The organism is Herbiconiux dendrobii, assembly GCF_052048175.1.
GTDB lineage: Bacteria > Actinomycetota > Actinomycetes > Actinomycetales > Microbacteriaceae > Herbiconiux.
Map to the genome: position 1 here is coordinate 519001 of NZ_JBLZQV010000003.1, position 11977 is coordinate 530977.

Sequence of the window (11977 nt, forward strand, 5' to 3'; positions counted from 1 at the left end):
GCCGCCCTACCGGGTTCGCGCGCCGAGCTTGGGCAGGCGCACACGGCCCACCGCGGCACCGGCATCCGGCGACACGATCGCCTCGGCGGTCGCCGCGACCTCGCCCTGCGAGGTGCGCACGACGAGCGCGGCGTCGACGGGCAGCTGGCGCTTTACCACGGCGAGAGCGATCGGGCCCCATTCGTGGTGGATGCCCACCGAGGTGACGTGGCCGACCGCGGCTTCGTCTCCGGGCACCGCGACCTCGTCGCCGGCGGCGGGCAGCACGGCGTCGGAGCCGTCGAGCTGCAGCAGCACCAGCCGGCGCGGCGGGTGCCCGAGGTTGTGCACCTTCGCGACCGTCTCCTGCCCGCGGTAGCAGCCCTTGCTCAGGTGCACGGCCGAGCGCATCCAGTCGAGCTCGTGCGGGATCGAACGCTCGTCGACCTCGGTGCTGAGCCGCGGGCGCCAGGCCGCAATCCGCAGCGCCTCGGCGGCCAGCAGGCCGGCGGCGGCGAGTTCGCCGGCACGCACGGCGTCGGCCAGCGCCGGGAGTGAGGAACGCGGCACGAGCGTCTCGCGCCAGAACCAGACGGCTCCCGGATGCGCCTCGACCTGCGCGTACTGCACACCCCCCGCGACCACCTCGGGCCACGGATCGCGCCAAGTGAGCTCGTGGCCGTTGCCCTCAGCGGCCACGGCGGCCAGCGCGGGTGCGGTCGAACGCTCGGCGTCCGAGTCGGTGGACGAGGCGGCCAGCCAGCCGACGGTCGCGAACTCGGCCGTGCGGTCGGCGATCTCGACCCGCAGCATGAAGCGCATGCGCTGCAGCCAGGCCTCGAGCTCGGCGGTCTCGGTCGCGTCGACGAGCAGCCAGGCCGTCTCGCCGTCGTCGAACACCCGGATGGCGTGCTCGATGCGGCCGTTCGCCCCGAGCAGCAGCGTCTCGGCCGATTCGCCCGGCTGCAGGGCCCGGATGCTCTGGCTGGTGACCGAGTCGAGCCAGCTGAGCCGGTCGGGGCCGCCCACCGAGATGACACCGCGGTCGGAGAGGTCGACCACGACCGGAACGGAGCCGGAACCGGCGGCGCCGGCCGTGTCGAGCATCCGCTGTTCGCCGATCGGGTTGCCGTAGTGCGCCGGCACCGCGTCGGGCGCCTCGGACGTGGCGACGGCGCCGGGGAGCGCGAGGAACGGTGAGCGGGTGGGTGTCTCGTCGGCCGTCATGGCCTCAGTCGACCTTGGCGAGGCGCGCCGAGGCGTGGGTGCGCAGGTCTTGGCCGAGGGCCGCGATGTCCCAGGCCCAGAGCATGTGGTTCTCCACGAGGCCGTAGAGGCGGGTGGCCGCCGCGTACTCCTTGGCCGACTTGGTGCGCACCACGGCGTCGGTGGCGAGGTCGATGCGCGGGCCCTTGACCTGCCCGAGGTAGAGCTCGTTGATGCCGGTCGGATGCACGATCGACACCTCGATGTCGAAGCCGCCGGCCGCGTTGCGGAGCGTCTCCACCGACTGGGCGGTGTTGAAGGGGCGTGGGCCGTCGCCCGGGAGCAGGCCCGGCCCGGCGTCGCCCTCGATGTGCAGGCGGCTCAGGCGCCAGTAGCCCGTCTCCGCTGTGAGCGGCGTCGCTTCGGCCGCGGGGGTGACCGCCTCGCCGTCGGCGGCGTCGGAGAGCCGCGGCTCGGTGGGCACGTCACCCTCGGGCAGCAGCCAGGTGTACGAGCTGTAGTTGAGGTAGGGCAGTCCGTCGTGGCTGAAGCTCACGCGCTGCCCGAATTCGCGGGAGACGCGCGTGGCATCCTCGCCCTCGCCGATGGCGTAGTCGATGACGCCGGTGCCTTCCCAGACACCGATCAGCCACGACAGGGGCACCAGCTCGGCCGGCAGGCCCGTGGGGATCTCGATCACGGCGCTTCAGCGCCGGTCAGCGCTGGCCGCGGTACAGCTTGTAGACGACGACACCGGCAGTCCAGGCGATTGCGAGACTCGCAAGCCCGAGGAGGCCGATGAACAGGAGTTCGAGCGCAACGTAGGACATGACTAGATTGTAGCGCCCGCCGCGAAGGCCAGGGGACCGAGCACGACCGTGGCCACGGCGAGGATGAGCACCGCTCCCCCGACGCTCGCCGACACCCGGTCGACGAAGCCCTTGCGCACCGGCACGAGCAGCTGGATGCCGAAGGTGATGAGCAGCACCAGCCCCAGCACGACCGGCAGGAAGACGAGGTACATGTCGGGGGTGACGAACACCCCGACCGCGATCACGGCGAGGATGGACACGATCCACACCGGGACTACGCTTCTCATGAGCAGACTCATACCCGCCATTCTGCCCGACTCGGCCCGAGTAGTATGTACCGCAGGCGTTCTCTGGAGGATCTTACGTGGCGCAGTTGTTGATCCTGACCTCTGCGGTCGACCGGGAGGTGCTGCCCGCACTGTCCCTACTGAGTCACCGCACCCGGCAGATCCCGGCCGAGCCCTCGCAGCTCGTGAACACCCCCAACAGCGACCTCATCTTCGTCGACGCCCGGCACGACCTGGCCTCCGCCCGCTCGCTCTGCAAGATCCTGAGCACCACCGGAATCGGCGTGCCCGTCGTACTGATCCTCACCGAGGGCGGTCTCACGGCCGTTAGCGCCGAATGGGGGGCGGCGGATGTCGTGCTCGAGTCGGCGGGGCCGGCGGAGGTCGACACGCGCATCCGTCTGGCCATCGGCCGCCAGGTGCAAGACCAGTCGACCTCGAAGATCCAGGCCTCCGGCGTCGTCATCGACGAGGCCAGCTATTCGGCCCGCGTGCACGGCCGCCCGCTCGACCTCACCTTCAAGGAGTTCGAGCTGCTGCGCTTCTTCGCCATGCACCCCTCCCGGGTGTTCACCCGCGAGCAGCTGCTCTCGGAGGTGTGGGGCTACGACTACTTCGGCGGCACCCGCACGGTCGACGTGCACGTGCGGCGGCTGCGTGCCAAGCTCGGCGACCTCGAATCCCTGATCGGCACCGTGCGCAACGTCGGCTACCGCTTCAACTTCTTCGAGGACGACAATGACCGACTCGCTCAGACTCTCGGTCAGTAGCCCCGACGAGGCGCGCGAACCCTTTCTGCGGCTGGCCGCACGGGCCGCGCTCGTCGACGGACAGCATCCGTTCAACGACCAGGCGCTGGTCGACATCGGCAAAGGCACGCGCTCGCTGCTGCTCGCCGAGCGCGGCGGATCGGTGGTGGGCGCTGCGATCGTGGGGCAGGGCGAACTCGAGTTCGTGATCGATCCGGAGTGGCGCGAGGAGGGTCTGGGGCGGCAGCTGCTCGAGATCGTGCTGCGCAATCCGCCGGCTCCGGATGCCGCGGGCCGGCCTCTTCTCGCCTGGGCGCACGGCGACCATCCCGGCAGCCGCCGCCTCGCGGCCACGCACCGGTTCGCGCCGGTCCGCACGCTGCTGCAGCTGCGGCGGGAGCTGGCGCCGGCTGCGTCGACGCCGTCCTCGGCTTCGGCTGCAGCCGCTCCGGGCGCTCTGCCGGATGGCTTCTCGGTGACCACGTTCCGCGGCGGGGACGTCGACGAGTGGGTGGCGCTGAACGCGCGGGTGTTCGCCGACCACGCCGAGCAGGGCGGGTTGACCGCCGACGACCTGCGCTTCCGGATGTCGGAGTCGTGGTTCGAGCCCGACGACTTCCTGCTGCTGCGCGACGGGGCCGGCCGGCTGATCGGCTACAACTGGCTGAAGATCGAGCCCGACGACCCGCGGGTGGCGGAGATCTACGTAATCGGCATCGAGGAGGGGCACGCCGGCCAGGGTCTCGGGCGCGAGCTGATGAACCGCGGCCTCGCCCGGATGGTGGCGCGCGGCGCCTCGCACGCGGCCCTGTACGTAGACGGCGACAACACGCGCGCCGTGGCGCTGTACCGCTCGATGGGGTTCACCGACCACACCATCGACGTGCAGTACGAGCACCGGCCGGGCGGGCGCCCGCTCCGCGGGTGATGCTCGCCGTCGATCACGAGGCGGCTGCGGCGGGCTTCGAACTGGATGCCGGACAGCGGGCGGTGCTCGCGCGGCTGGAGGTGCTCGCGGCGGAGCTGGCCCGAGCGGCCGAGCCCGCCGGATCCGGCGAGGTGGTCGACGGGGTCGACGACCCTCCGCCCGCCGGCGCGCCTCGTGGCGTCTACCTCTGGGGGCCCGTCGGACGAGGGAAGACCTGGCTGCTCGACGCCTTCGTGCGGGTGCTGCCCGCGGCATCCGGCCCCGTTCGCCGGGTGCACTCGCACGGGTTCTTCGACGCGCTGCACCGGGAGCTGTTCGTGCAGCGCGGGCGTGACCCGCAGCATCGGCAGGAGGCCTTCGAGCGCACGCTGCGCGAGCTCGTGGGCGACGCGCGGCTGCTCGTGTTCGACGAGTTCCACGTCGACGACCCGGGCAACGCGACCCTGCTGGTGCGGGTGCTGCACGACCTGCGTGACGACGGGGTGGCGCTGCTGCTCTCGTCGAACCAGGCGCCTGAAGAGCTGCTGCCGGATCCGGTGCGGCACCATCTGATGGAGCCCGGCATCCGGCTGATCCGCACGGAGATGGACGTCTTGGAGCTCGCCGGCGAGGTGGACTACCGGCAGCACGCCGACGGGCGCTCCGCCGGACGGCGCGATGGGTTCGCGGCCGGGGCATGGGTGCACGGTGGGGCCCTCGGGACGCCGGATGCGGAGAGCGCGTCCGGCACGGGCGCCGCGACGGACGCCGAGGCTGCGCTGGCGGCCCTGGGCCTGCGCTCCCCCGGCCCCGACGAGGCGACCGAGCTGCGGATCGGCGGGCGCTCCTTCGAGGTGACGGCCGCCCGGCCCGGCGAGCTCTGGGTGAGCTTCGAGCAGCTCTGCCTGCGGCCGCTGTCGACGATGGAGTACCTCGACTGGGCCGACCGCTTCGGCGAGCGCTGGGTCATCACGGGCGTGCCCGGGTACGGCCGCCTCGCGCGCGATGCGCAGCTGCGGTTCCTGACGGCGGTCGACGTGCTCTCCGACGCCGGAGTGCCCACCGTGATGCTCGCTGAGGTCTCTCGCGACGAGCAGATCGCGGCGGTCGCCCGCGCGGGTGACGCCCGCCTCGCCAGCCGCCTCGCCCTCCTGCGCGTGTGCGCTTGACGGGTGGCCGGTGGCGCCATGGCGCCCTGGCGCCAAGAGCCTGACTTCAGACCGGCGACGAGCACGGACGGGTTGACGTTCAGCGCGCCCGCGATGCGGATGATGGTGTGCTGCGACGGATCGGCCTGACCGCGTTCGATCCGGCCGAGGTCGATCGCGAACCGCAGGAGCTCTCCACGGATGCGACACTCACCCGACCTGGACGGCCTGCAGCAGGGTGAGCGATCCAGACGTATCCTCGATGGTGTCCGCCGGATGCGATCGAAGGGCCCACCGACCATGAGACAGCTCCCCCGACGGGCCGCCGCCCTCGTCGCGCTGCTGGCCGCGACGCTCACCGCCTCGACCCTGCTCGCGCCGGCGGCCTTCGCCGACACCCCGGCCCCGACCGCGCCGTCGACCTCCGCAGCGCCGACGCCCACCGCGACGCCGACACCCACCGCACCGCCGACGCCCAGCGCAACGCCGACCGCACCCACCTCCACCGCCACACCGACGCCGACGCCCACGCCGACGCCCACGCCGAGCGCTGAGCCGAGCCCCGCCGAGGTCGGCGCCGAGGCCGGCCAGGCCGAGGTGCTGGCGGCGCCCGCACGGCCGTTCGGGTCGCATCCGGAGCCGTTCCCCAGCGGGGCGGCCGGCGCGCCGGGCGGCACGGCCGCGGCCGACCAGGCCACCGCCGCCGCGTACGACGCGTGGAAGTCCCGGTACCTCAAAGCCGGCTGCGGCACCGGGCGCTACTACGTCGACGCCTCTTCGGCGACGTCGTCGCTCGTCGTGTCCGAAGGGCAGGGCTACGGGATGGTCGTGACCGCGCTGATGGCCGGCCACGACCCGAACGCCCGCACGGCCTTCGACGGCCTCTACCGTTACGTGCAGGACCACCCGAGCGCCTCCGACCCCGACCTGATGGCCTGGCACCAAGACCCGAACTGCATGGACTATCCGAACAACAACAGCTCGGCCACCGACGGTGATCTCGACATCGCCTACGCCCTGCTGCTCGCCGACACCCAGTGGGGCTCGAGCGGCGCCATCGACTACCGCGCCGAGGCGCTCACCGTGATCGCGGCGATCAAGCGCAGCGAGATCAACCCGCAGACCCTCCTGCCGCGGCTGGGCGACTGGACGAGCCCGGGCACGAAGTACTGGTTCGCCACCCGCACCTCCGACATCATGGTCGACCACTTCGTCGCCTTCCAGAACGCCACCGGCGACGAGTTCTGGGGGCAGGTGGCGCGCGCGAGCACCCGCGTGGTGACCTCGCTGCAGGAGACGTACGCGCCCGACACGGGCCTGCTTCCCGACTTCGCGGTCGACACCGACAAAGCGCCGAAGCCCGCGCCGCCGAATTTCCTTGAGTCGCCGGATGACGGGCTCTACGCCTACAACGCCGCCCGCACGCCGTGGCGCTTCGCCTCCAGCGCGCTGCTCACCGGCGACGCCGCCTCACGCGCGGCGGTGACGCGGATGACCGACTGGATCGTCGCCGACACGAACGGCGACCCCGCTCGCATCCGCGCCCGCTACGAACTCGGCGGCACGCCCCTGGGCGACTACTCCGACCTCGTCTTCACGGCTCCGTTCGGCGCGGGCGGGCTTCCGGATGCGCGCAACCAGCCCTGGGTCGACCGGGTGTGGGCGCGGCTCACCTCCGCCGGCACCGGTCAGTACTTCGGCGACTCGATCCGGTTGCAGGTGATGCTGCTCGCCTCGGGCAACAGCTGGCTGCCGCAGGCCACGTCGGCGCCCTCCATCACGCGCATCCCCGGCGCCGACCGCTACGCCGTCTCGGCGGCGGTGTCGGCCGGCGTCTTCGCGCCGGGCGCGCCCGTGGTCTACATCGCCTCCGGCGAGGTGTTCCCCGACGCGCTGTCGGCGTCGGCCGCGGCGGGGGCGGACAGCGCCCCCGTGCTGCTCGTCTCGAAGGGGAGCATCCCCGCCTCCGTCGCCGCGGAGCTGAAACGCCTGGCCCCCAAGAGGATCGTGCTGATGGGCGGCGTCAACACCATCACCCCCGCCGTCGAGACGGCGTTGCGCGCCTACGTCTCCGCCCCCGGCACAGTCGACCGCATCGGCGGCGCCGATCGCTACGCCGTCTCCGCCACCCTCTCGGCGCAGACCTTCGCCCCCGGCGGCCAGGTGGCCTACGTGGCCTCGGGCGAGGTGTTCGCCGACGCCCTCTCGGGCTCGGCCGCCGCCGGCGCGCAGGGCGCCCCGGTGCTGCTCACCCAGAAGAACGCGCTGCCCGCGGTGGTCAAGGCCGAGCTGCAGCGACTCGCCCCGGCCAGGATCGTGCTGCTCGGCGGGGCGAACACCGTCACCGAGGCCACCCGCAGGGCGCTCAAGTCCGCTGTTCCCGGGGCCGATGTCACCCGCATCGGCGGCGCCGACCGCTACGCGGTGGCTGCCGCCGTCTCGAAGAGCGTGTTCGCGCCGATCCGCACCAGCACGGTCTACGCGGCATCCGGAGCCGTCTTCCCCGACGCTCTCTCGGCCTCCGCGGCCGCCGTCGCCGCGCACGCGCCCGTGCTGCTCGTGGCCAGAGACGCGGTGCCCGCCCCCACCGCGACCGAGCTCGGCCGGCTCGCTCCGAACACCATCGTGGTGCCCGGCGGCCCGAACACCGTCTCCGACGCCACGCTCGCCACCCTCGCCACGCACCTCGCCGCACGCGGCTGACCACGCCGAAGGGCCCGCGCCCGTTCCGGAGAACGAGCGCGGGCCCTCGGTGCGGGGCCGGCTGATCAGCCGGCGCAGGTCTCCAGGCGCTCCACCGCCGGCGACAGGGTGTTCGGACCGCCCAGCAGAGAGACCCGTGATGCCCCGAGGCCCCGGATCTGCTCCAGCGTCGCGGCCGGAACGCAGGTGCCCTGCGCCGTGAACAGCGGGGCGCCGATGCGAGGGCCGAACGCAGAGCCGGAGAGGGCATCCGGGAAGTTCGACCCCGTCGCCAGGAGCACCCGGTCGGCCTCCGTCACGAAGTGCGCGTTGATCGTGCGGGACGCCTCGAACCGGTCGGCACCGCCCAACCGAACCGTGTCGGCGATCTTCGCGGCATCCGACTGGATGCCCGCCGAGACGGATGCGGGGCCACCGGCGACCGCGATCTCATCCACGCCGAGATCCGTCAGAAGCGACTTCGTCGCCGCATCCAGACGCGAAGCACCACCGTTGACCAGCACGACCGGGCCACGACCGGCCACCGCAGCACCCGCCGAGAGAGCGTCCGGGAAGGTCAGACCGGTAGCCAGAACAGCCACTTCGGCACCGTCCGGGAACGCGTGCTTCGCAATGTTCCGCGACGCCTCGAACCGATCCGCACCACCGATCCGGGTCACGGTACCGAGCTTCGCAAGCTCAGCCTCCACACCCGCGCCGATCGTCCTCAGGCCACCCACGATCACGATGTCCTTCGCACCCAACCGCACGATCTCCGCCTTCACCGGAGCCGGCAGCGAACCCGACGTCGTCAGCAGGATCGGTGCACCCGCGACCGTGGCCGCCGACGCGGCCGACAGGGCATCCGGGAACACCTCACCCGACGCCACGTAGACAGTGGACGACCCCTCAGACCAGCCGGCCTTAGACGTGTTCACCGACACCTCGAAACGATCCGCCCCACCGATGCGGTCGACCGCGAGCTGAGGAACAATCGTCACCACCACGTCGAGTGTGACGGTGGGCGTGGCGAGCTCCTCCTCCGACTCCATGTCGAGCACCGGCAGTCCCTCGGCCGACCAGTGCACCCGGCGCACGAACATGTCGCGCCCGCTCAAGTCGTTGTGATCGGTGCGGGCGTGGAAGACGTAGATCATGTTCCCGTCTTCGTCCTCCGACCACATGCCGTGTCCGGTGCCGAGCTGCCAGGCGCCGTCGTAGAGACCCGACTTCTGGATGGGGTAGTTCAGCTTGGACCAGGCCGACGGCGACGTGAGGTCGGTGTCGCCCGACGCATCCGCCGTGGCCAGCCCCGTCGTGTACGTGTCGCCCACGGTCGATCCGGAGTAGATCAGCTGCAGCACGCCGTCGTGGTTCACCACGTTGGGGCCCTCGGCGATCGTGTTGTCCCAGGCGTACTCGGGCGCCAGGATGCGCACGGGCTCCGAGGTGAGCCGGGTGGGCTTGGCGGGGTCGACCTTCGCGATGAAGATCGCGCCGAGCTGCTGCCAGGCGTAGTACGACTGGCCCTTCTCGTCCTGGAAGAAGGTCATGTCCAGCGAGATGCCGGCCACCTGGTTGAGGTCGGAGCCGTCGGTGCGCAGCACCTTCTCGGGCTTGGTCCAGTTCGCCGGCACCGCCGGGTCGAGGTCGAGGCCCGAGGCATCCTGCTTCAGCTGCATGATCGACGCGCGGCCCGACCACATGTCGGGGTTGCTGCCGTAGCAGGGCATGAACAGGATCGACAGGCGCCCGTCGATCTCGTGGTACTCGGGCGCCCAGAAGCAGCCGGTCATCGCCGCGCCCTGCGCATCGGTGTCGCCCCGCTTCAGGAGGTCGATCTCCGTCGCACCCGCCGCATCCGACAGTCCGGTGATGGAGTCGGCGACCCGGATCGGCATCTTCGCGGCACCCTGCTGCTCGACGTTCGAGCCGTAGAGGTCGTTGGTGGCGATCATCAGGTACTTGGTGGTGCCGTTCCAGTCGTACTTGTACACCGAGGGGTCGGCGCGCTCGTCGGCGAAGGGCACCGGATACTCGGTCTGCTTCACCGTTCCGGTCACCGGGTAGGTGCCGGGCGTCGAGGTGTCGACGGTGCTGGTGTCCCAGGTCACGGGCAGCGATCCGGTGGAGCCGTCGGAGTAGTCCAGGCCCACCGTTCCGGGCAGTTCGAGGGCCGAGGCGTCGGCTCCCACCTCGGTGGTGACGTCGCCGAACGGCGTGTATCCGGTGTTCACGATGCGGCCGTAGCGCTCCTCGAGAGCGGTCACGGTCGCCGCGGGAACGGGGATGGAGCGCCCGGCCGGGTAGTCGTCGATCCCGGATGCGGCGTCGACCGCGCCCTGCGAGGTGACCTCACCGGCCACCACCGCACCGCGCGTGCCGGCATCCGCGAGGTCGCCGACCGTGGTGTGCTTCGCGGTGCCGGAGTCGTCGGTCCAGGCCACGAGGTAGGTGTCTGCCGCCGAGTCGTAGACCGCGTGCGGTGCGTTCACACCGTTGGTCTCGCCGAGGTCGAGCAGGCCCATCTCGTGGAACGAGAGCAGATCGGCTGAGGTGGCGATGAGCACGCTCGAGGTGGCGGTGCCGTCGGCTCCCCCGCCCCGCGCGGTGCGGGTGGCGATGACACCGTAGGAGCCGTCTTCGAGGGTGAAGACCGAGGGGTTCACGAGGCTCCGGATGATGGCGTCCGAGGTTCCCTCGGCCGGGGGCACGACGGAGGTCTTCGGGAAGAAGATGCCGTAGTTCTCGTTCAGCGGCGTCCAGTCGGCGGCATCCGGGGCCTTGAGGGCGAGGTGCAGGCTCAGTGCCACGTCGGCGTTGTTGGCCTCGTTCGCCGTGGTGGGGGTGCGGTGGTAGCCGAGCAGCTGCTCGGTTCCCTCGGCCGGGAGCACCTTCAGGGTGAAGGTCTTCTGCACCGTCACATCCGGGGTTCCGGTCTTCGAGACGACGGCATCGACGGTGCCGGTGACGGCGCCGTCGGCGTCGGCCACCGAGCCCTCGGCGGCCGTGACCGTACCGTCGGCCGCGATCGCGATGCCCTGAGCGTTCCGCAACGTCACCGAGGTGCCGTCGACGGCCGCCGGCAGCGTGCTGCCCGACACCACCACGGGAGGAAGCACGTAGCCGGCGGCGGCCGCCGCGACCCGCTCCTCGTCGCTGGTGGGCAGAACGGTGAGGGTGATGCTCGTGGTCGCGGTGACGCCGCGCACGGTGCTCGTGGCGGTGGCTGTGACGGTCGCGGGGCCGTCGGCCTCGCTGGGCTGGTTCACGGTGCCGTCGGCGGCGACGATCGCCGGGTCGGAGGTGGTCCAGGTCACGGCACCGCCGGCCGTGGGCAGGCCGACGTAGCTGCTGTCGACCGTCTGATCGGCGAGGTCGAGGCCGTCGAGGATGCCCTGGGCGGCCGCGGCCATCTGGTCGGCATGGATCGCCGCATCCGTGTCGGAGACGGCGGCCACATCCGCGTCGGACAGAGCCCGGTCGTACACGCGGAAGGTGGAGACCTCGCCCTTGAAGAAGGGGTCGGGCCAGGGCGAGCGACCGATGGCGTTGAGCGACTGGTCGGTGATGGAGGCGGGTGTCAGAGCGGATGCCGCCTGCCCCACCTTCACGCCGTCGACGTAGAAGGCGATGGTGCCGGCCGCGCCGTCGATCACCGAGGTGAGGCTGTACCAGCGGCCCGCCTCGAGCGCGGCGCCCGAGCGGGCGTTCACCTCGCCGGCGTTCGACCCGGTCGTGATGGCCGTTCGGGGCGTGTCGCGCACCGAGGTGAAGAAGTAGGAGGTCGGCGAGTCGTTGCCCACGTTCCAGAGGAAGTTGAAGGCCGACTTCATCGAGGCGTCGATCTTCACCTCCGTGGTCACCGAGGCCGAGGTTTTGCCGGCGAGGATGTCGTTCGGCAGCCGCACCCAGTTGGCACCGCTCGACTTGGCTCCGCCGGAGAAGACGAGCGAGTCGCCCGTCCAGGCGGCATCCGTGCCGTTCACCACGGTGGCGGCGCCGAGCGCGCCGTCGCCGCCGGCGGAGTTCGCCACCGAGGCGCCGGCGGTCTGGGAGAACACGTACTCCCCGATCAGCCCGTCGGCCGGCCGCTCGGCGGCCGTGGCCGATCCAGCCGCCACGAAGCTCGTGGCCACCACGGCCAGCGTCGCGACGGCCGCGGCGCCCCTGGTGATGATTCGTCTCAACATGGTCGATCCTTCGC

The 11977-nt window shown here is 71.6% G+C and carries 8 protein-coding genes; 4 read left to right on the forward strand and 4 right to left on the reverse strand.

The annotated features are described in order from the left end of the window. Window positions 1–6 precede the first annotated feature (6 nt). The 3 genes from ygfZ to ACN4JJ_RS11445 all read right to left on the reverse strand — a co-directional run bounded on the left by ygfZ (window position 7) and on the right by ACN4JJ_RS11445 (window position 2284). Window positions 7–1206: a CAF17-like 4Fe-4S cluster assembly/insertion protein YgfZ gene (gene ygfZ / locus ACN4JJ_RS11435; RefSeq protein WP_440710033.1), complete on the reverse strand. Its 1200-nt coding sequence runs from the start codon at window positions 1204–1206 to the stop codon at window positions 7–9. A gap of 4 nt (window positions 1207–1210) precedes the next feature. Continuing rightward, a complete protein-coding gene (locus tag ACN4JJ_RS11440) occupies window positions 1211–1885 on the reverse strand; it encodes a nitrobindin family protein (RefSeq protein ID WP_440710034.1) in 675 nt (224 codons plus the stop codon). A gap of 132 nt (window positions 1886–2017) precedes the next feature. Continuing rightward, window positions 2018–2284: a hypothetical protein gene (locus ACN4JJ_RS11445; RefSeq protein ID WP_291053425.1), complete on the reverse strand. Its 267-nt coding sequence runs from the start codon at window positions 2282–2284 to the stop codon at window positions 2018–2020. 77 nt (window positions 2285–2361) lie between these two features. On the opposite strand from ACN4JJ_RS11445, the gene ACN4JJ_RS11450 reads away from it, so the two are divergent. The 4 genes from ACN4JJ_RS11450 (at window position 2362) to ACN4JJ_RS11465 (ending at window position 7791) form a co-directional block, all read left to right on the forward strand. Further along, window positions 2362–3054, forward strand: coding sequence for a response regulator transcription factor (locus ACN4JJ_RS11450; RefSeq protein ID WP_291053422.1), 693 nt, complete (start codon window positions 2362–2364; stop codon window positions 3052–3054). Then, window positions 3023–3961, forward strand: a complete 939-nt coding sequence (mshD, locus tag ACN4JJ_RS11455) for a mycothiol synthase (protein WP_440710035.1) — start codon at window positions 3023–3025, stop codon at window positions 3959–3961. Before ACN4JJ_RS11450 ends, mshD begins: the two co-directional genes overlap by 32 nt. Then, window positions 3961–5109 (forward strand): cell division protein ZapE, encoded by a 1149-nt coding sequence (gene zapE / locus ACN4JJ_RS11460; protein ID WP_440710298.1) that lies wholly within the window; start codon window positions 3961–3963, stop codon window positions 5107–5109. The genes mshD and zapE overlap by 1 nt, the downstream gene beginning before the upstream one ends. A gap of 279 nt (window positions 5110–5388) precedes the next feature. Continuing rightward, on the forward strand, window positions 5389–7791 hold the full coding sequence (locus tag ACN4JJ_RS11465; RefSeq protein WP_440710036.1) for a glycosyl hydrolase family 8: 2403 nt from the start codon (window positions 5389–5391) through the stop codon (window positions 7789–7791). A gap of 65 nt (window positions 7792–7856) precedes the next feature. Here ACN4JJ_RS11465 and ACN4JJ_RS11470 read toward each other — a convergent pair whose 3' ends face one another. Next, window positions 7857–11963 (reverse strand): cell wall-binding repeat-containing protein, encoded by a 4107-nt coding sequence (locus tag ACN4JJ_RS11470; protein ID WP_440710037.1) that lies wholly within the window; start codon window positions 11961–11963, stop codon window positions 7857–7859. Window positions 11964–11977 lie beyond the last annotated feature (14 nt).